This window comes from Candidatus Nitrotoga sp. AM1P, assembly GCF_013168275.1.
GTDB lineage: Bacteria > Pseudomonadota > Gammaproteobacteria > Burkholderiales > Gallionellaceae > Nitrotoga.
Map to the genome: position 1 here is coordinate 453,400 of NZ_AP019547.1, position 21,197 is coordinate 474,596.

At 50.3% G+C, this 21,197-nt stretch carries 17 protein-coding genes; all 17 read left to right on the forward strand.

Annotation, left to right across the window (positions count from 1 at the left end; all coding sequences use genetic code 11):
- Nucleotides 1-10: 10 nt before the first annotated feature.
- The 17 genes from glnL to flgK all read left to right on the forward strand — a co-directional run bounded on the left by glnL (nt 11) and on the right by flgK (nt 21,194).
- Nucleotides 11-1,048: a nitrogen regulation protein NR(II) gene (gene glnL / locus W01_RS02040; RefSeq protein ID WP_173051973.1), complete on the forward strand. Its 1,038-nt coding sequence runs from the start codon at nt 11-13 to the stop codon at nt 1,046-1,048.
- A gap of 21 nt (nt 1,049-1,069) precedes the next feature.
- Complete coding sequence (gene ntrC, locus W01_RS02045) at nt 1,070-2,467, forward strand: nitrogen regulation protein NR(I) (protein WP_173051974.1); 1,398 nt, start codon at nt 1,070-1,072, stop codon at nt 2,465-2,467.
- A 743-nt stretch (nt 2,468-3,210) separates the two neighbouring features.
- On the forward strand, nt 3,211-4,599 hold the full coding sequence (locus W01_RS02050; protein WP_173051975.1) for a TolC family protein: 1,389 nt from the start codon (nt 3,211-3,213) through the stop codon (nt 4,597-4,599).
- Nucleotides 4,600-4,611: 12 nt separating this feature from the next.
- A complete protein-coding gene (locus W01_RS02055; RefSeq protein ID WP_173051976.1) occupies nt 4,612-5,685 on the forward strand; it encodes an efflux RND transporter periplasmic adaptor subunit in 1,074 nt (357 codons plus the stop codon).
- Nucleotides 5,686-5,715: 30 nt separating this feature from the next.
- Nucleotides 5,716-8,832, forward strand: coding sequence for an efflux RND transporter permease subunit (locus tag W01_RS02060; RefSeq protein ID WP_173051977.1), 3,117 nt, complete (start codon nt 5,716-5,718; stop codon nt 8,830-8,832).
- 42 nt (nt 8,833-8,874) lie between these two features.
- Nucleotides 8,875-9,537 carry a response regulator transcription factor gene (locus tag W01_RS02065; protein ID WP_173051978.1) on the forward strand — a complete coding sequence of 221 codons (663 nt, stop codon included), beginning with the start codon at nt 8,875-8,877 and terminating at the stop codon, nt 9,535-9,537.
- A gap of 8 nt (nt 9,538-9,545) precedes the next feature.
- On the forward strand, nt 9,546-10,862 hold the full coding sequence (locus W01_RS02070) for an ATP-binding protein (RefSeq protein ID WP_173051979.1): 1,317 nt from the start codon (nt 9,546-9,548) through the stop codon (nt 10,860-10,862).
- 1,010 nt (nt 10,863-11,872) lie between these two features.
- Nucleotides 11,873-12,277: a flagellar basal body rod protein FlgB gene (flgB, locus tag W01_RS02075; protein ID WP_173051980.1), complete on the forward strand. Its 405-nt coding sequence runs from the start codon at nt 11,873-11,875 to the stop codon at nt 12,275-12,277.
- 5 nt (nt 12,278-12,282) lie between these two features.
- Nucleotides 12,283-12,687 carry a flagellar basal body rod protein FlgC gene (gene flgC, locus W01_RS02080; RefSeq protein ID WP_173051981.1) on the forward strand — a complete coding sequence of 135 codons (405 nt, stop codon included), beginning with the start codon at nt 12,283-12,285 and terminating at the stop codon, nt 12,685-12,687.
- 14 nt (nt 12,688-12,701) lie between these two features.
- Nucleotides 12,702-13,385, forward strand: a complete 684-nt coding sequence (locus W01_RS02085; protein ID WP_173051982.1) for a flagellar hook assembly protein FlgD — start codon at nt 12,702-12,704, stop codon at nt 13,383-13,385.
- 15 nt (nt 13,386-13,400) lie between these two features.
- Nucleotides 13,401-14,660 (forward strand): flagellar hook protein FlgE, encoded by a 1,260-nt coding sequence (gene flgE / locus W01_RS02090; protein ID WP_173051983.1) that lies wholly within the window; start codon nt 13,401-13,403, stop codon nt 14,658-14,660.
- A gap of 37 nt (nt 14,661-14,697) precedes the next feature.
- Nucleotides 14,698-15,441, forward strand: coding sequence for a flagellar basal body rod protein FlgF (locus tag W01_RS02095; protein ID WP_173051984.1), 744 nt, complete (start codon nt 14,698-14,700; stop codon nt 15,439-15,441).
- Nucleotides 15,442-15,490: 49 nt separating this feature from the next.
- The gene (flgG, locus tag W01_RS02100) at nt 15,491-16,273 is read left to right on the forward strand and encodes a flagellar basal-body rod protein FlgG (protein ID WP_173051985.1); all 783 of its coding nucleotides are present in this window, start codon (nt 15,491-15,493) and stop codon (nt 16,271-16,273) included.
- A 17-nt stretch (nt 16,274-16,290) separates the two neighbouring features.
- Nucleotides 16,291-16,965: a flagellar basal body L-ring protein FlgH gene (locus W01_RS02105; protein WP_242007014.1), complete on the forward strand. Its 675-nt coding sequence runs from the start codon at nt 16,291-16,293 to the stop codon at nt 16,963-16,965.
- Nucleotides 16,966-16,979: 14 nt separating this feature from the next.
- Complete coding sequence (locus tag W01_RS02110) at nt 16,980-18,104, forward strand: flagellar basal body P-ring protein FlgI (protein ID WP_173051986.1); 1,125 nt, start codon at nt 16,980-16,982, stop codon at nt 18,102-18,104.
- Nucleotides 18,105-18,181: 77 nt separating this feature from the next.
- A complete protein-coding gene (gene flgJ, locus W01_RS02115) occupies nt 18,182-19,093 on the forward strand; it encodes a flagellar assembly peptidoglycan hydrolase FlgJ (RefSeq protein WP_242007015.1) in 912 nt (303 codons plus the stop codon).
- A gap of 187 nt (nt 19,094-19,280) precedes the next feature.
- Nucleotides 19,281-21,194: a flagellar hook-associated protein FlgK gene (flgK, locus tag W01_RS02120; RefSeq protein ID WP_173051987.1), complete on the forward strand. Its 1,914-nt coding sequence runs from the start codon at nt 19,281-19,283 to the stop codon at nt 21,192-21,194.
- The last annotated feature ends 3 nt before the right edge of the window (nt 21,195-21,197 follow it).

Below are 21,197 nucleotides of genomic sequence, written 5' to 3' on the forward strand. Positions count from 1 at the left end.
AAAAATGCTTATGGCCGACAATTTTTTGCCTACCTTTGAACACCTCGCTACTGCCGTTATTTTACTGGATGGGGAGTCACATATCGCTTATCTCAATCCAGCTGCGGAGAACCTGTTTGCCTTAAGCAGCAAAAGTCTGATCAGTCATTCGGTGCAACATGTCTTCACTCACACCGAGCAACTTGTTACTGCAATGCAGCATGCACTAACCAATAACGCCAGCTATATTGAACATGATCTTATGTTGGGCATCCCTCCCCATGGCAAGCTGCATTTGCGCTGCACTGCCACGCCACTACAATTAAACAATTATCTGTTACTTGAGTTTCATACCATTGATCGTCCGCTAAAGTTAGCACGCGAAGAACAGATGCTAGACCAGACTCAAGCTAATCGCCTCCTGTTACGCAATCTGGCACACGAAATCAAGAATCCTTTGGGTGGCATACGAGGCGCTGCACAACTACTGGAACATGAATTGGAAAAACCCGGTCTGCGTGAATACACCCAGGTCGTCATTCAGGAAACCGACCGTTTGGTTTCACTGATGGAAAAGTTGCTTACCCCGCAACATCAGCCCAATTTTGGTACTCTCAATATTCATGAAGTACTTGAACGCGTGCGTAGCTTAGTTTTAGCTGAATTCCCAGAAAATTTGACTATCCAGCGCGATTACGACATTAGCCTGCCAGTGCTAATGGGCGACAAGGAGCAACTCATTCAGGTCATCCTGAATCTCGTACGTAATGCTGTGCAGGCCATGCAGGGGCAAGGTAATATTGTGCTACGCACACGCATCTCGCGCCAGGTAACGTTGATGAAGAAACGTCATCGCCTGGCGGTCATGATTCAGGTTATCGACGATGGTCCGGGCATCCCCCTACATTTGCACGACAAGATTTTTTATCCGCTGGTCTCTGGCCGTGATAATGGACATGGTTTAGGACTGAGCCTGGCGCAAAATTTTGTCAGCCAGCATGAAGGCAGTATCGAATTTGACAGTGAACCGGGACGTACCTGCTTCACTGTAATGCTGCCACTAAAATAAAATGAATAAATGGGAACCAATATGAAACCTGTTTGGATCATTGATGATGACCGCTCCATACGCTGGGTTCTGGAAAAAGCCTTGGTACGTTCGGACATCAACTTTACAAGTTTTGCTTCGGCCGATGAAGCATCAGCCGCGCTGCAGCACGGCACACCGCAGGTCGTCATCAGCGATATCCGCATGCCCGGCAGCTCCGGGCTGGATTTTTTGCAAAAAATACGAGAAAGGATTCCGAGTTTGCCAGTCATCATTATGACTGCTTATTCTGATCTGGAAAGCGCGGTGTCGGCATTTCAAGGTGGCGCTTTTGAGTATCTGCCCAAACCGTTTGACGTCGATCAGGCTGTCGCTCTAATACGCCGCGCGCTAGAACAAAGTTTGCGCACTGATGTGCCAACAGAAGAGCAATCAGCCGCATCTGCACCTGATATTCTGGGACAAGCACCCGCAATGCAGGAAGTGTTCCGCGCTATTGGACGGCTTGCACACTCCCATGCAACTGTGATTATCAACGGCGAATCCGGCACCGGCAAGGAGTTGGTAGCACACGCTCTGCACCGCCACAGTCCGCGCGCCAACGAGCCCTTCATCGCTATTAACACTGCGGCTATTCCGAAAGATTTGCTCGAATCCGAATTATTTGGCCATGAACGCGGTGCATTTACCGGTGCGGCCACGACCCGCCGCGGCCGTTTTGAGCAAGCCGAAGGTGGCACACTGTTTCTTGACGAAATCGGCGACATGCCGGCGGAGTTGCAAACACGTTTATTGCGTGTGCTGTCGGACAAGAATTATTATCGCGTTGGAGGGCATCAGCCGATTAAAACTAATGTACGCATTATTGCTGCCACGCACCAGAATCTGGATGAGCGGGTAAAAGAAGGTCTATTTCGCGAAGATTTATTTCACCGCCTCAATGTCATCCGCCTGCGTCTGCCTCCACTGCGTGAACGGCGCGTGGATATCCCCTTGTTGGCAAAATATTTTTTACAGAAAAAAGCAGGTGAACTTGCTGTCGAACAAAAGACCTTTAGCGAGGACACACTGAACTATCTTGCAACACAGAATTTTCCCGGTAATGTGCGGCAACTGGAAAACCTCTGCCATTGGCTCACTGTCATGACACCTTCACAACAGATAGAAATTGCCGACCTGCCACTTGAATTGCGCGAGGCACCCGCTGTCACTGGCGCCCCGCCCGACGATTGGCGTTGCGAGTTAGGTCTACAGGTCGCGCTTGCATTGCAACGTGGTGATCAAAATATACTAAGCAGTTTAAACCAGCAGTTCGAACGCACACTGATCACTCAGGCATTGAAGCACACCGATGGCAGGCGCATAGAAGCCGCTACCCTTCTGGGCATGGGGCGCAACACGATGACACGTAAGATTCAGGAATTTGGATTGGATCAGTAAATAGCGGCGATGTTATTTAAATGATCAACGCCAAGTGCCTGGCGTTTCCCAAAGATTACGTCTTTATGGAAAATCCAGTGCGCGCAGTGTCATGCCCAGACTTGATCATGACGCGCGCCTGAACTTGAGCGTCGTACTCGTAAATGCCCTGGGGCACTGTCCGCATTGCAATTGGATAGGTCCGAGATTACGTTTGTGACATAGTAAGACTAATGGCTTGATAAAGTACATCAACATCCTCGTCCACAAAAAATTGCCTAGCACATTCGCGAAAAATGCGCGATAAGCTAAGGCTCAGCTAAGTAATTGTCCCTAAACTCCTGCCTATGAGACATATGCATCCTTAGGTTGGAGATTCCTATGTAATAGCCCATATATTCTTAAAAAATCAAAGGGGCATGTTCTGGAATCACATCTGCAAACGATGATCACCTATTTATCGACGTACCCCTGTTTTGGCAGACATAAACTTTGCTTCATCGCTGGTCAAAGCATTAACTATCGCCGGTACCGTCTTTCCATGTAATTTGATCGTCTTCGTCGGTGGTGTGCTGCTCAGACTCAAGGCGCTTTATCCATGAGGACTGATCGTTTCGGCCAGCAGTATTAGAGAGATTCTGGGACATAGGGAAAGATTTGTCAGTAGAGATTCGAGAAAAATGCGACCACCGTGCTACTGAAGTTGCGCTCAGCACCTCTAAAAATGTTCCATCAAAAAAGATGTTCGATACCAGAGTTATTGTGTGAAGAAGACTATTTCATTCCTTGTATGTGGATTGCTATCTGGCTGTGCGACTTATCATGCTCAACCGATCGAACCAACAGTACTGATTCAATCCTTTGAAGCACGCACGTTGCATGATCCGGACCTGCAACGGTACGTGACTGCGCATCTCGATAGCGATGCCGACTCTTGGTCTTCTGGTGTATGGAATTTTACGACGTTGACTCTGGCTGCTTTCTATTTCAGTCCTGAATTGGATATCGCTCGCACCAAGCAAGGCACGAGCCAAGCTACCATACTGACTGCTGCCCAGCGGCCCAATCCCTTGCTGCAGCTCCCACTCAAATATACCACTAACCTAAAAGACGGCGGATCTCCCTTCACATCTCCTTACACCTTCGGCCTGGGTCTGGATATTCCGATAGAAACCGCCGGCAAGCGCGGATATCGGATTGCGCAGGCACAGCAATTCTTGAACGCTGCCCGATTCAATATCGGAAACGTAGCTTGGCAAGTTCGAAGTCGGTTGCGTGGCCAAATGCTCAACCTCTATACCGCAATCCAAAGGACATTGATCCTGGAAAAACAAATCAACGCGCAGCAACAGATCGTCGAGATGCTGGACAAACGATTTTCCGTCGGAGCGGCATCGGCACCGGAAACCTATCAGGCACGCATCACCCTTACCCAAAACCGTCTCGACCTGGAGAAGGTGCAAAGGCAGATCGTCGACGCGCGCACACAAATGGCATCGGCGATCGGGCTGCCGATTAGTGCAATAACCAACGCCAACGTCCGTTTTGATACATTCGAGCGTATCTATTCTGATATCCCGTCCGATACGGTTCGCCGCCATGCAATTCTGAATCGGGCCGATCTTTTGGCGGCACTCGCGGAATACGAGGCTAGGCAAGCAACGCTGCAATTGGAAATTGCCAAACAATATCCTGACATCTATATCGGACCCGGTTACACATTCGATGCAGGGGCGTATAAATTTACGTTGCCGATTTTCGGCATGTCATTACCTATTTTCAATCAGAATCAGGGTCCTATCGCGGAAGCAGTGGCGCGGCGCAAAGAAGTCGCTGCTCGCGTCAACGCGTTGCAAGCTCAAGCCATGAATGACACAGAGCGCGGTGTACAAGCTTACCGTGCCGCGTTGAAGAATCTGCGCTTCTCCAAGTCCCTGTTATCTTTTGACGAGCGTCATTTGCAAGCGTTGCAAACGAGTTTCCGCACAGGGGCAACGAACCGGTTGACATTGACATTGGCTCAGCGCGAAACCTATGTGAATACGCTTGCCCATCTCGATGCCCTGGTACGGGTGCAAGAGAGTATCGGCCAACTGGAGGACGCGATGCAACGGCCGCTGTCAGCAACTGATCTGCACGTCACTCCTGAATAAAGGAGAACCATAGTGAACTCGTGGCATAAGTCCAGGCGGCTCGTCTTATCCATTCCGATGCTCGGTCTGACGGTGATCGCTATCATGGCGCTTATCTATTATAAGAGCGGGCTGCCAGACATAGGGGAAACCACACCGGTTATGGCTGCAGTACCGCAACGGGTGTCGATCGTGAATGGCTTGACCGTGATCACTCTCGATACAGCGACCCAGGTGCAAAGCGGGCTGCGCGTCGAGTCGCTGTCCTCCACCAGCCACCGGACGGAAACGACTGCCTATGGCACGGTGCTGGACTTGCAGCCGCTGCTCGATCTTCGCACGCGCTTCATGTCGACGCAGGCCGACGTCGATGCAGCCAAGGCCGCAGTTGCCGTCTCGCGGCAGGATTATGAACGCAATCACATCCTGTATCAGGACAATCAAAATGTCTCTCTCAAAACTTATCAGGCGGCACAGGCAGCGTACCTGGTCGATAAGGCCAAAATGAATGTGGCCCAACGCATCAGCGAAAATATTCGTGGTGCGGCACGACAGCAGTTTGGCGAGCCGCTTGGCCACTGGACGCTCGATCCTCATTCGTCCCAGTTCGAGAAGCTGTTAAATCGTCGGGAAGTATTACTGCGAATTAGCTTGCCTGCCGGCGATCCCATTCAGGCCCCTGACACTATTCAGATCGCTGCAAACAATACCCAGCGACTGCCTGCCTACCTGGTTTCACCATCCCCTCAGAATGACCCCGTCATTCAAGGCAATGCTTTCATCTATCGCACAACAGCGCCGATTGCCGCCGGAACCAATATCGTCGCGTATCTGCCGACGTCCAGCGAAACCACTGAAGACATCTTTATTCCTGCCTGTGCGATTGTTTGGTACGGCGGCCAGCCATGGGTCTATGTGCAGATAGCGCCGGATCGCTTTGCGCGCAGGCCAATAGCCCAGCATGCTCCGCTGGATGGCGGGTTTTTTGTGAGCGAAGGCATCAAGGCGGGGGAGCGTGTCGTGGTGAGCGGAGCTCAATTACTGCTTTCCGAAGAGTTGCGGCCTCCGCCAGGCAGTTCGGCCTGCAAAGATCCCGAGTGCGACTAACCCCATGAAGCATTGCGATTGCATTCGTCCATGTTGAGATCTCTGGTCCGTTTTTCGATCCGATTCCGCGGTGTCGTGATCAGCCTTGCCTGTCTGTTGGCAGGCTACGGCATCTATGCTCTCTATCAATCGAAGCTGGATGTATTCCCGGAATTCGCGCCGCCGCTCGCGGTCATCCAGACCGAAGCCCCAGGCCTGTCGAGCGAACAGGTCGAAATATTGGTCACCAAGCCGATCGAGAATGCGATGGGGGGCGTCCTTGGATTGCAAACCATGCAATCCAAATCGCTGCAGGGATTGTCGCTGGTGACGATGACTTTTGACAGTAGCACCGACATCTACCGGGCCCGGCAATTGGCTGCCGAGCGCCTTGGTACGGCAGCGGGATGGTTGCCGCGCAATGTGAAGCCACCGACATTACTACCGCTGATCTCATCGACCGGTATAGCGATGGTGATCGGACTGACCTCCGACGCGCGCTCTCAAATGGAGCTACGCAGCACGGCGGACTGGATTTTGCGGCCCCATCTTCTTGGTCTTCCGGGCATCGCCGGTGTAATCGTCTTTGGCGGTGACGTGCAGCAACTGCAGATTCAGGTTAACCCGCAGAAACTGGTCCGTTATGGCTTGTCGCTGCAGGACGTGCTGAATGCCGCACAACGCGCAACGGGAGTACGCGGTGCTGGATTTTTGGAAAACGCAAATCAGCGCATTGTTCTCCATACCGAAGGTCAAGTGCTGACGCCTGAACGACTGGCGCAAGTCGTGGTAACGTATAAAAATGGAATCGGTATTCATCTAGGGGATGTAGCCAGGGTATTAAATGCGCCTGCTCCCGCAGTGGGTGCCGCATCGATCGGCAACAAATCAGGGGTCATGCTGATCATCGAAAGCCAGTATGGCGCCGATACGATGACCGTCACCGAATCAGTCGAGCAAGCGCTGGAAGGTTTGAAGCCGGTACTGGCGGCTGATCAGGTAATGCTGCACCCGGACATTTTCCGGCCCGCCAATTTTATTATGACCGCCATCGGTCATCTGCGCACGGCGTTACTGCTGGGCGGCATCCTGGTCATCGCCGTTCTCTTTCTCTTTTTGCTCAACGTCAGAACGGCATTCATCTCGGCTACGGCGATTCCGCTGTCATTGCTGACGGCGGTGATCGTGTTGCACTATTTAGGTATCAGCTTGAACGCAATGACGCTCGGCGGGCTGGCGATCGCATTGGGGGAAGTGGTGGATGACGCCATCGTGGATGTTGAAAACATCTTACGACGTCTTCGTGAAAATCAAGTACTTGCTCAGCCGCTGGCCGCTGCTCGTGTGGTATTGAATGCATCAATCGAGGTGCGCAGTTCGGTCGTCTATGCGACTTTTATCGTCGTTCTGATATTTTTGCCGGTGCTTACCTTGTCCGGCGTCGCCGGAAAACTGTTCGCGCCGCTCGGCATCGCTTACATTCTGGCCATTCTGGCATCGCTTGGCGTTGCGCTGACCCTAACCCCTGCGTTGGCCTATGTCCTTTTGACAACAAAATCACTGGAGACAGAAGATCCACGCCTGGTGAAAGCGCTGAAAGTACGCTATGGCAGCCTGCTGGTCGGCGTCGAACACCATTCCGGCCTCATCATTGCGGTGATCATCGGGCTATGTGTCGCGGCGCTCGCGACACTGCCATTCCTCGAAGGCAGTTTCATTCCGGAGTTGAAGGAAGGCCATTACACGGTCCACATGGCGGCAACGCCTGGCACTTCCTTGTCCGAATCCATGCGTATTGGTCGCCAAATTACCTTGGCGTTGAGCAAAATTCCCGGTGTGCGTCTGGTGGCCCAGCGGGCTGGACGGGCGACCGAGGTAGTCGATCCGACCGGCGTCAATATCAGCGAATTCGAAGTGGATCTCAAACCGATGTCGGGTAGAGATCAAGAACAAACCTTGGCAAGAATCCGCACAACGATGGACAGCTTTCCGGGTTTGATTTCTTCCACCAATACCTTCCTTACCGAGAGAATCGATGAAACCATTTCTGGTTTTACGATGCCGGTGATCGTGAATGTGTTCGGTAATGACCTGGATATTCTGGACAATAAGGCACGAGAAATTGCCCAGACATTGAACCAGATACCGGGAGCTATCGGAGTGAGCGTGCAATCGCCCCCCGGTACACCGCGGTTGGTGATTCGATTGCGGCAGGATCAATTGACGCGCTATGGATTTACGCCGGTCGATGTTCTGGACGCCGTTCAGGCAGCTTATGAAGGGGTCAAGGTCGCTCAGATTTATGAAGGCAACCGGACTTATGATGTATCGGTATTGCTTGACCCGGGCAATCGGCAAAGCCCGGCGGAAGTCGGTGCGCTGCCTTTGCGCAACGGACAAGGGATAACGGTTCCACTAAAACAACTGGCCGATATTGTTCAATCCATCGGACGCTATCAGATTCAGCATAGCGGCGGACAACGTTTGCAGACCATTACATCGGGTGTGGCAGGGCGTGCAGTCAGTGAATTCGTCAAAGAAGCGCAAGCGCGGATCGACAAGGAAATCGTTTTCTCTAAGGGAATGTATGCAGTGTTTGCCGGAGAAGCGCAGGCACAGACGCAGGCACAGCATGATTTGCTGGTCAACTCGATCATCGCGGGAATTGGCATCATGTTGCTGCTGTTCATGGCGTTACAAGGTGCGCGAGCATTGATGCTGGTGTTGGTGAATCTGCCTTTTGCATTGGTGGGCGGCGTCATAATGGTGCTGGTCACGGGTGGCAATCTGACGTTGGGTTCTTTAATCGGTTTTGTGACGCTATTCGGTATTACGTTGCGTAACTCCATTATGCTCATTTCTCATTACGAGCATCTGGTGAATCAGGAAGGTATGGTCTGGGGTGCAGAAACCGCCAACCGGGGGGCTACCGAGCGTCTGGTGCCGATTCTTATGACGGCCTTGGTTACTGCGTTGGGGCTATTGCCGCTGGCGCTATACAGCGGGGAACCTGGCAATGAAATCGAAGGGCCGATGGCGATTGTGATCTTGGGCGGCCTGATAACATCGACCGTACTTAATCTACTGGTGCTACCGACACTGGCGTTGCGCTTTGGATGTTTCGAAAAAAAGACTGATCAAATGGGATTCATGCAGTCTTTCAAGTAAATTGAGTACCATACCAGCCACCTTATTCTGTTGAGGGTACGAATGCGAGTGCTGTTAGTGGAAGACGACAAAATGATCGGCGAGGCAATAAGCCAGGCGCTACACGATGCCGCCTATGCGGTCGATTGGGTGCAGAACGGGCACGTGGCGATGTCAGCAATCGAGACCCATACTTATGACATCGCGCTGCTTGATCTCGGCTTGCCAGGAGGAGACGGTTTGGAGGTGTTACGGCTGCTACGTTTGGCCGGCAAACATTTGCCCGTATTGATCGTCACCGCTCGCGATGCGGTGAAAGACCGCATCAAAGGCTTGGACCTTGGCGCCGACGATTACCTGGCCAAACCATTCGAAACCGGCGAGTTGCTCGCGCGAATGCGAGCGGTGTTTAGGCGCAAAGGCGGCAATGCGATAACGGTCATGACCAATGGAGCTTTGACGCTCGATCCCGCCACGCACGATGCCACTCACGCTGACAAGTCATGTCGTCTGTCTGCCCGCGAATATGCACTGCTGCATACGCTGCTGCTGCGACCCGGTGCGATCCTTTCGCGAACCGAGTTGGAAGAACGTATCTATGGGTGGAACGAAGAAATCGAAAGCAACGCGGTCGAATTTCTGATTCATGCCATTCGGAAGAAGCTCGGTGCAACCATTATCAAGAACGTCAGAGGGGTCGGCTGGATGGTCGCCAAACACGAATGATGGCTTCATTGCAACATCGATTATCGCTCTGGATTGCGGTGCTTATCGTTGCAGTCAGCGTGGTGGCTGGGGGGTTTTCGTTTTGGTTGGCGTTCGACGAAGCGCATGAATTGCAGGATGAACAGCTACGGCAAGTGGCGGCTCTAATGGATGTAAACGATCTTTTACCAATGCCGGTAAGTAACGATCGTGCCGTTAGCAACTACCCGGACACGAGGGTATTTATATTTCGATTAGGAACGCATACTGATGCCAAGCATACTGAACTGCAAATGGTCGGGTTACTGAATGATCTTGCCGATGGCATGCATACCGTGTCCGATCGGCAGAATGAATGGCGAGTCGTGATCAGAACGCTACCGAATGGGGATCGGATCGCCGTTGGACAGCGTACCGCTATGCGCGATGAAATCGCTCGGGATGGTGCGCTGCGCACGGTGCTTCCATTAATCGGTTTGGTGCCGCTGCTGATCGTGCTGATCGGATTTGTAATTCGCCATACCTTTAGACCCGTGATGTGTTTGTCAAAAGATCTCGATGAAAAGGGGGATAAAAACCTCATTCCATTGTCTGGCGATGGTATACCCAAAGAAATCCTGCCATTCGTGGAGTCGATTAACCGGCTTCTCGCGCGGCTAACTCTGTCCATGGCACAACAACGGCGATTCGTCGCCGATGCCGCACACGAACTGCGTTCGCCCATTACGGCGCTGACGCTGCAGGCGGAAAACATCGAACGCGCCGACATGTCGATCGAGGCTAGACAGCGGTTGGCGCCGCTCAAGGCGGGACTTGTTCGGGCACGCTCGCTCATTGAACAACTGTTGAGTTTGGCGAAGCACCAGGTGAATCAAACTACAGATGTGGAAATCGTGGCATTCGACATGATTGTTCGCGAAGTGGTTAAAGAACTTTACCCGTTGGCGGAAGCGAAGCATATCGATTTGGGTATCGAGCGTGAAGAGCCGATACGGCTGCGGGGCGGCGCGTTCGATTTTTTGACTTTGACCCGCAATGCTCTCGACAATGCGATCCGGTATACGCCCGTTAATGGCAAGGTCGATGTCAGCTTCTTTCTCGAAGGCAATCGGATGGTATTCCGCGTCGAAGACAGCGGGCCAGGCATTCCGGAAGATGAACTCTTGCGGGTATTTGATCCCTTTTATCGAATCGCCGCTTCCGGTGAAACGGGAACCGGTTTGGGATTATCAATCGTACGTGACATTGCCAGGCGTTTGAATGGAATTGCGACATTGTCCAATATTAATAATGCAGGCCGATCAGGGTTGCGATTCCAATACTCGCAGAGCCTCACAATATATTGATCCGGCACCGTTTATCCAAGAAGTCGTTCGCATTAAGCTTGTCGAAATGTGAATGGCTTCTTATGCTTCGACAAGCTCAGCACGAACGGCAATTAAGTTCAATTCGTGCCGGATCAATAAGTAAGTAATAACTTGCAGCATCTCGATTACTACATTGCCGTAATCTTCATGTCGGATGCCCCTTTCTTTGTAGTGGTAGTAAAGTTACCACTGCTTTGGCACTTAGATGCCGTTTTAGGAAGTGGGTGTCCGTTCCATTATGAACTTCCTTCGTCGACCCGAGGCAGAAACTCGCACCGGACGAAAAATGGGATTCCCGGAAGCAATCAATTCAACTTAGCGGGGAGATGAGTCAGAACAGCTTTTTTGGTCTGGCCGAGACATACGGCCACAAAGAAAGCGCGGGAAGAATGCATCAATCACAACGCTCCAGCGATCAGCGATGCAGGCAGAAAGATAAGGCTGGTCACAAAATTGTAGAGACCGATCGCAGGCGCGTGCCGCTCTAGTTCGATATTGCTATAAACGCCTTGCTCTGGGCTTCGTCGATTGCATAAACACGCCATAAATGATGAACAGGGCAATGACCTGTCATTGTGTGGTCGCGAATGCAAAGCCGAGGCTCATTATTAGATAGATCAGGTAGCCCAGCATTATTATCCGCCCCCTTCCAAAACTATTCCCAAGTTTGCCTATCAGCGGTGATGCAACAACGAATGCAATATTGAACAAGGCATAAACAATAAGATGTCCTTGACTGCAAAATCGATGCTGTGTGCGCGCAACAGTAGAAAGCAGAAACTGAAATAGGCTAGCGAAAAAATTCCTGCTGCGACAAGGTAGCGCTTGAATTGCGGGCTGAGGATTTTCCATGTTCCGAACATGTTTTGCATTTATAACGCGGAAATTAAGGCGGTTTCCTACGCTTATTCGTTCAATAGTCATAGCGCATTGTTGTTTAGCATGTGCGTTATGGAAGAAGTAAAAAAGTAATGAAGGATATAAGCAAAATGGTCAGCAAAATTGACAATGCATTACAGTTTAATCGAACCGTGCTGAACCTGCGCGCGGCGCGTCAGGAACTTATTGCCTCCAATATCGCTAATGTCGATACACCCAATTACAAGGCAAAAGATATTGATTTTGCCAAGACGTTGCAAGGCGCAATTTCAGGTAACACAGCGAAGTTGCAGATGGCAGGTACCGTGCCCCATCACTTGAGTAGTAGCCCAGGTGAAAATGTAATGGGGGCGCCGGTAATGTTTCGCAATGTAGTGCAGCCTAGCGCGGACGGTAATACGGTGGATATGGATGTTGAGCGTGCGCAGTTTGCTGACAATGCTTTGCGCTATGAAGCCAGCGTGAAATTTGTGGATAGTCAAATCAAAAGTGTATTAACCGCATTACAAGGATAACCATTATGTCGTTATTTAATATTTTTAATATTTCGGGTTCTGCCATGACAGCGCAGTCACAGCGTCTGAATGTGGTGGCCAGCAATCTGGCCAACGCCGATAGTACGACTAGTGCCAATGGCCAGCCTTATCGTGCCAAGCAGGTGATGTTTAGCGCCACGCCGATGGGAGATGGAGGGGGTGCCGGGGTAAAAGTATCAGGGGTGGTGGAAGATGCTTCACCGATGAAAATGCTGTACGACCCCAAGCATCCAATGGCCAATGAAAAAGGCTATGTCACGCTGCCCAATGTCAATGTGGTGGAAGAGATGGTGAACATGATTTCGTCTTCGCGTTCCTATCAAAATAATGTGGAGGTGATGAATACCTCCAAGAGTTTGTTGCTCAAAACTCTGACCATAGGCCAGTAACGAAAGGATAAGCCATGATTAGCTCAACCCAAGATACCAGTTCCACTTCCGCAATTATTTCTTCGCTTAATGCCAAGAGAAATGCTGCGTCGAATACTGAAAGCAGTGTAGCTACTACAGAGAATCGATTTTTGAAACTGTTAGTTACCCAAATGAAAAATCAGGATCCGTTGAATCCGATGGATAACGCGCAGGTGACATCACAGATGGCGCAGCTTAGTACGGTAAGCGGCATTGACAAGCTTAATGCCACTTTGCAGGCATTAAGCGACAGCATGTCCATGGGGCAGTCTTTATCAGCCACCAGCATGATAGGGCATGGGGTTTTGATTGCAGGCTCGGCGATTACCTTGAAAGATGGCAAGGCAATTGGTGGGATTGAACTGACTCAACCCGCTGACAGCGTAAAGGTGCTGATACAGGATGCTGCGGGTAACACGGTGAGTACCATGCAAATGGGTGCGCAGAAAGCTGGTGTGACACCACTGGTATGGGATGGTCAGACAGACGCGGGTACAGCTGCTGCAAATGGAACGTATAAATTTTCGGTGGAAGCAATGCTGGCTGGCAATAAGATTGACGCTAATGCTTTGACCTTTGGCATGGTAAATGCTGTAACCCCGGGAACAAATGGAGCTACTCTGGATGTGGGGTCGGCTGGTAGTGTTCCGATGTCTGCAGTAAAGCAAATTATCTAATGTGAGGAGAGTGTCATGGGATTTCAACAAGGATTAAGCGGATTAAATGCTGCGGCTCAGAATCTGAACGTAATCGGTAACAACGTGGCTAACGCGAGTACCGTTGGTTTTAAGCAATCACAAGCGCAGTTTGCGGATGTGTATGCCAGCACTTTGGGTGGCTCAGGTGGATTGGCAGCAGGGATTGGCACTAAAGTTTCAACTGTAGCCCAACAGTTTGGACAAGGGAATATCAGTGTAACTGACAACCCGCTGGATATAGCGATTAGCGGCCAAGGGTTTTATCAACTGGACAATAATGGTGCGATAGCTTACAGCCGGAATGGCCAATTTCAATTGGACAAAAACGGTTTTATAGTAAATGCACAGGGTCACAAGTTAACCGGTTTCGCGGCTAATCCGTTGACGGGAGCCATTTCGCTGGGCAGTGCAGTGCCATTGCAAGTGTCTACGCAGTCACTTACTCCGCTGCCGAGTTCCACGTCTTCGGTTGGCGTAAATTTGGATTCTCGTATGACAGTGCCTACTACGTCAGTTTTTAGCGCGATTGATTCAACTTCGTATAATAGTTCTACCGCATTGACGTTATATGACAGTTTGGGCAATAGCCATATTGCGACTACGTATTTTGTGAAGAATGCGACTGTAAATACTTGGGATGTTCATATGACCGTGGATGGTTTAGGTCTGGATGGAACCGCTGCGACTGCAACGAATACCTTGCTAGGGACATCTCCTACTTTAACCTTTAATACAACCGGTGCGCTAATTACCCCAGCGACAGGCATAGTCAGCGTACCTGGTATTGTTTATGCAACAGGTTCGACTACTCCTCAGCCTTTGACGTTCAATTTTCTTTCTTCTTCGCAATTCGGTGCGGCATTTGCAGTGAATAAACTGACGCAAAATGGCTATGCATCCGGACAGTTGAGTGGTTTTAACACAAGTGCGGACGGTACGATTGTGGGCCGCTATACCAACGGGCAATCCAAGGCATTGGGACAAATTTTGCTCACTAACTTTGCCAATCCGCAGGGCCTGCAGCCAGTGGGCAACAATGAATGGATTGCTTCTGCTAGTTCTGGCCCAGCATTGGTAGGTACGCCGGGCACTTCAAGTTTAGGTGTGGTGCAGTCAAGCGCAGTGGAAGACTCTAACGTGGATTTGACCGCCGAGCTGGTGAATATGATTATGGCGCAGCGTGTATATCAGGCTAATGCGCAAACCATCAAGACGGAGGATGCAATGATGCAAACCATTACCAATCTGCGCTAAGTAGTTAGCTGACGGTTGGTTAACTGAGGAGAAGAAGATGGATAGGCTTATTTATACTGCCATGAGTGGGGCATCGCACACGATGCAACAGCAAGCGACGGTAGGGCAAAACTTATCCAACGTTAATACGCCTGGTTATCGTGCTGTCATTAGTGCATTTCGTGCAGTGCCACTGGTTGGCGAAGGTTTGCCGACGCGTGCTTTCGTGGTGGATTCCACGGCGGGTGCCGATTTTTCACCAGGGGTCATGCAGCCAACCGGGCGCAATTTGGACATAGCGGTACAGGGCAGAGGCTGGATTGCCGTGCAACTGGAAAACGGCAGTGAGGCGTATACCCGTAACGGTAGTTTCCACGTTACTCCTGGAGGTATTCTGCAGACCCGCACCGGCTTGAATGTGGCAGGTGATACGGGCTTGATTACGATTCCGCCCAATACCGAAGTGACCGTAGCCAAGGATGGCACTATCTCCACCGTCCCTACCGGAATGCCTCCTAATCAGGTTGTGGTGGTTGGGCGGATCAAATTAGTGAATCCGCCAGAAGCGCAGATGGTACGCGGTGACGACGGCTTGTTTCGTACCCAGGATGGTAAGCCTGTCGTGGCTGATATAGCGGTGACCGTCGCTCCCGGTAACTTGGAAAGTAGCAATGTAAATACGGTAGAAGCAATGGTAAACATGATTACGCTGGCACGGCAGTTCGATATGCAGATGAAGATGCTGCAGAGCGCTGACAGCAACGCCAGGCAGGCGAGTCAATTACTCAGCATGAACGCTTGATTTCGGCGCGACTAATCGCGCTCCTATAAATTTTGAAAGGATAGTGACCATGATACGTTCTTTATGGATTTCTAAAACGGGACTGGAAGCACAGCAAACCCAGATGGACGTAATCGCTAACAATCTTGCGAACGTTAGCACCACCGGTTTCAAACGTTCGCGTGCGGTGTTCGAGGATTTGCTGTATCAGACTATTCGTCAGCCTGGTGCGCAATCTTCGCAGCAGACCCAGATTCCATCTGGTTTGCAGATCGGCACTGGCGTGCGTCCGACTGCCTCGGAGCGTATTCAAACTCAGGGTAATCTGCAACAAACCAGCAATCAGTTTGATATAGCAATACAGGGCGCGGGTTTTTTTCAAGTATTAATGCCGGATGGTACGACGGCTTATACACGCAGCGGATCATTTCAGACTGATAGCCAGGGACAACTGGTGACTTCTAGCGGCTTTGTAGTGCAGCCTGCTTTAACGATTCCTGTCAATGCCACCAACGTCACCATAGCTCGCGACGGCACGGTGTCGGTGACGCAGGCCGGGGTCGCGACGCCCGTGCAGATCGGCAGCATGCAATTGGCTGTTTTTATTAATCCGGTTGGCCTGCAAAGCCAAGGAGAAAATTTGTATGTAGAAACTGCATCGTCTGGAACGCCTAACACCAATGTGCCGGGCACTAATGGCGCCGGACTACTGAATCAGGGCTATGTGGAAACCTCTAATGTCAACGTAGTGGAGGAGTTGGTTAATATGATACAGACGCAGCGTGCTTATGAAATCAACTCCAAGGCAATCACGGTTTCCGATCAAATGTTGCAAAAATTAACGCAGATGTAAGTGGAGTGAAATGCGTGATGCGGAACTTGTCTAGCTGGATTATGTGCAGCGTGATGTTGGTGCTTGGAGGATGTGCGCATACTCCTTCGACCAATATCCATCAGCCGATGACAGCACGCGCGCCCGATAAAAAAGCAGGAGCGGATAACGGTTCCATCTTTCAGGTCGGGCAGAATGAGCGACCGTTGTATGAAGGAAAACGCGCGCGTAACCTGGGTGATATTCTCACTATTATCATTTCAGAAACGACTTCAGCTGCCGGAAAATCAACTAGCGGCGCAGAACATAAAGGAAGTATGTCTTTACAAACGCCGAGTATCACACAACTTCCCGGTGCCAATTTAACGATGCATGGCATAGGGCTTGCTAGCAGCTCAAGCGGCAGTTTGACTGATAAAAGTAATAATGCTGGTGACAATACCTTTATTGGAACCGTCACAGTGACTGTGGTTGAAGTGTTAACAAACGGCAATTTATTAGTGAGTGGTGAGAAGCAGGTCGCGATTAATCAAGCGAATGAATATATTCGATTTTCCGGTGTAGTCAATCCGTACACCATAACTGGCAGCAATACCGTGCAATCCACACAAGTGGCGGATGCACATATTGAATACAAAGGTGCCAATCATATTGATATGGCTGTAATCATGAGCATGCTGGGACGCACCTTTTTGTCTGTATTGCCGTTTTGAAAAAGGCTAATGCGATGGATATATTACGAATTATTATCCAAATTGCCAAAATAATATTACTGATACTGTTAGTTGCTGCGCCTACTGTCTCATACGCTGAGCGCATCAGGGATCTCGCCAGCATTCAGGGTGTGCGAGAAAACCAGTTACTTGGCTATGGTTTGGTTGCTGGTCTGGATAATAGTGGTGATATGACCACACAAACGCCATTCACCGTTCAAAGCGTGATCAGTATGTTGACGCAAATGGGAGTAAGTCTGCCTCCTAATATCACCCTACAATTAAAAAATGTGGCGGCAGTAATGGTGACGGCAATGCTTCCACCATTTGCGCGTCCCGGACAGGCTATAGACGTCACCGTTTCTTCGATGGGTAATGCAAAAAGCCTGCGCGGAGGAACACTTTTAATGACGCCACTCAAAGGTGCAGATGGTCAGGTGTATGCGATGTCACAGGGTAATTTGCTGGTTGGTGGTGTGGGGGCGGCAGCGGGCAATGCCAAAGTGCAGGTCAATCACTTGAGTGTCGGGCGCATTCCTGGTGGGGGAACAGTAGAACGATCCGTGCCAACAGTATTGGGGCAAGGCGATTTCATCCATCTGGAATTAAACACCATGGATTTCACTACTGCAACACGCCTTGCCGCTGCAATTAATTCTGCACTCTCGCCGTCTACGGAAATTGCTGCTGCATTGGATGGTCGCACTATCCAAGTGCGCGCGCCAACAGGCAGTGCGCGTGTGGCTTTCGTTTCGCAGGTCGAAAATTTGCAGGTTGACCCTGCGCAGAGTGGGGCGCGCGTGATCGTAAATGCACGCACCGGCTCGGTCGTTATGAATCAAATGGTGACGTTGGATAATTGCGCGATCTCACACGGTAATCTGACTGTGGTGATTAATACTGATATCTCGGTGAGTCAACCCAACCCATTCTCCCAAGGCAAAACAGTACAGGTCGCTAAATCTACAATCGACATTCAATCCGATAAAGGAGGATTGGTCATGTTGAATAAAGGCGTGTCATTGGGCGAAGTGGTGAAGGCGCTGAATTCGATAGGCGCAACTCCGCAGGATCTGCTGGCTATTTTACAGGCGATGAAGTCTGCCGGAGCGTTGCGCGCGGAACTTGAGATTATTTAATGAACATCACGCGACACACTTGGGTTGCACCAACTGTCTATCGGGTTTAGAACTTTTAATTCATTGAGATACTGACAATGATCAATCCAAGTGATATTTCCGGTAGGGCCGATGTTTCCGGCAGCTTGGCGGTGAGTGCGCAAAGTTTGGACAAGCTGCGGATGCAGGCCAAACAATCGCCCGACCAGGCATTAAAACTGGTTGCGCAACAGTTCGAAACAGTATTTATGAATATGATGCTGAAATCCATGCGTGAAGCTACACCGCAAGACGGCATGTTTGATAGTGAGCAGACCAAAATGTTTACCGGAATGCTGGATCAGCAATTGGTGCAGAGCATGTCCAGCCGAGGAGTGGGTTTGGCTGACATCATGATCAAGCAATTGAGCCGCTCAGCCAGCACTGATGTTACTCAGACACGCGTAGAATCGGTATTGGCTACGCCAGTGCGCACTGCTAGTGCGATGCCTGTGCCGTATAGTGACAGCCTTGCGAATGTGATAAAAAACAGTCCATCTCAATCCACTCCGCTTCAGCAAGATTTTGTGCGTCGCATGACCCCTCACGCCGTGCAAGCGAGCCAGGAAACCGGTGTGCCGACGCATTTGGTAATGGGACAGGCTGCGCTGGAAAGTGGCTGGGGCCGACGGGAGATACGCCTACCTGATGGCAGCACCAGTTTCAACCTGTTTGGTATCAAGGCTAGTGGTAACTGGAATGGAAAGGTAGCGGAAGTGGTCACTACTGAGTACCACAATGGAGTAGCAAACAAGCAGGTAGAAAAATTTCGTGCCTACTCATCCTATACCGAAGCATTCAGCGATTACGCCCATCTGTTACGAGATAATCCACGTTATGCTCAAGTGTTGCAGTCAGGGCAGGGGAGTTCCGAGTTAGCACATGCATTGCAGCGAGCGGGTTATGCGACTGATCCTGATTATGCGGATAAATTGGTAAAAGTCATGAATCGGATTAATACGATAAGTTGATAGTGTCGCTCAATTAAAGAAGTTTTCTGGGACGCCGATAACTTGTACAAACGTCCTGCAAGTATTCAGGTTAGATGGAGCACTCTCTTTCTCGCAAATGAGGAAGAAATAATGATTATTTATAATCTTTCATTCTGGGCTGAGTGCATACGATAAGTTTAAACACGTAAAGTGTGGCAAGGAATTTATGGGAATCGGTATTTTCGGGAGTGGGGTCAGCGCATTGAATGCAGCCCAAATTGGGTTGTCGACCACTGAACACAATATTGCCAATGTGAATACCCCCGGTTTTAATCGGCAGGAGGTCGTGCTAGGGACACGTTTAGCCCAAGCGACTGGCGCAGGATTTATTGGCCAGGGTGTAGATGTCAGCACTGTCAGACGAATATATAACGAATTTCTATCTAATCAAGTTATGCAAGGACAGGCCCAGGCCAATCAATTGGAAACCTATTCCAATCAGATCGGGCAGATTAATAATATGCTGGCTGATCCCGATGCCGGCCTGTCGCCCGCATTACAGGAATTTTTCAGCGCGATAAATGATGTTTCCAGCTCACCGGAGTCGCAAGCCGCACGGCAATCTATGTTGGGTAGCGCTCAGTCTCTGGTATCACGGTTTCAGTCATTAAATCAGCGCATGAGTGACATTAATAGCAGCATCAATGGCCAGATTACCAGCAGCGTAACGGCCATTAATAGTTATGCGCAGCAGATTGCATCGATGAACAAGAATATTGTGCTGGCACAAGCGGCATACAATGGGCAGGCGCCTAACGATTTGCTAGACCAGCGTGATCAACTCATCTCGCAGTTAAATCAGGAAATAAAGGCGAACGTCGTTAAGCAAAGTGATGGTAGCTTCAATGTATTCATCGGCGCTGGCCAATCACTGGTGGTGGGAGAACAGGTAAATACTTTACAGGCAGTTCAATCGCTTAGTGACCCCTCCAGGATTGATGTGGCATATCGCTCAGGTGCAAGCGTTATTCGCTTGCAGCAAAATAGTCTTCAGGGTGGCAATATGGGGGGGGTTTTAGCTTTCCGCAGTGAGTCGCTGGATGTCGAACAAAATGCTTTGGGCCGGGTGGCCATGGTATTGGCAGATACGTTTAATCAACAGCATAAGCTTGGACAGGATCTAAATAGTACTCTCGGCGGTAATTTCTTTGCTCAGCCTGTGCCCGCAGTTAATACGAATGCAGCAAATATAGGCAACGCTACTGTTAGCGCCAGCGTTGTTAGTTCTTCAGCGTTGACCGGCAGCGATTATTTGTTGCGATTTAACGGTGGGACTGCTTATACGCTGACGCGTCTTTCGGATAATACGGTTACCGCCTTTGCTACTTTGCCACAAACAGTGGACGGTCTGACTATCACCACCACTGCGGGAGCAATGATGGGGGATAGTTACACGATACGCCCGACCGTAAATGGAGCACGTGACATTGCGGTTGCCATCAGTGATCCTTCCAGGATTGCCGCATCGGTGCCAATTCGTACTAATGCATCATTGGCTAACATTGGATCGGGGCGCATTAGCGAGGGTACGGTGAATGCAACTCTTCCTACCAATGTCAATTTGCAGCAGCCAGTCAGTATTGTTTTTGATAGCCCACCGACTACATTCACTGTAACGGGCGTAGGGATACCGGGTTCCCCAGTTGCAGGCGTGGCTTATGCCGCAGGTACAGCTATCACCTATAACGGTTGGACCATGCAGATTACTGGTGCCCCTGCTGCGGGGGATACTTTCACGGTGGCAAGTAATACCAATGCTGCAGCAGATAATCGTAATGCACTGTTGCTGGCGAGCTTGCAAACCAAAAATACAATTGCGGGTGGAACTGCCTCTTATCAGGGCGCTTATGCGCAATTGGTCAGTCAAGTTGGTAATAAGACACGCGAACTGGAAACAATCAGTCTGGCGCAGACCAGTATGGTTAATCAGCTTATTCAAACACAACAATCAGTCTCCGGAGTGAATCTGGATGAGGAAGCAGCCAACCTGATACGTTATCAACGTGCCTATCAAGCTGCGGGGAAAGCAATTCAAATTGCCGAAACTTTGTTTGATACTTTGTTAAGTTTAGGGAGGTAACAA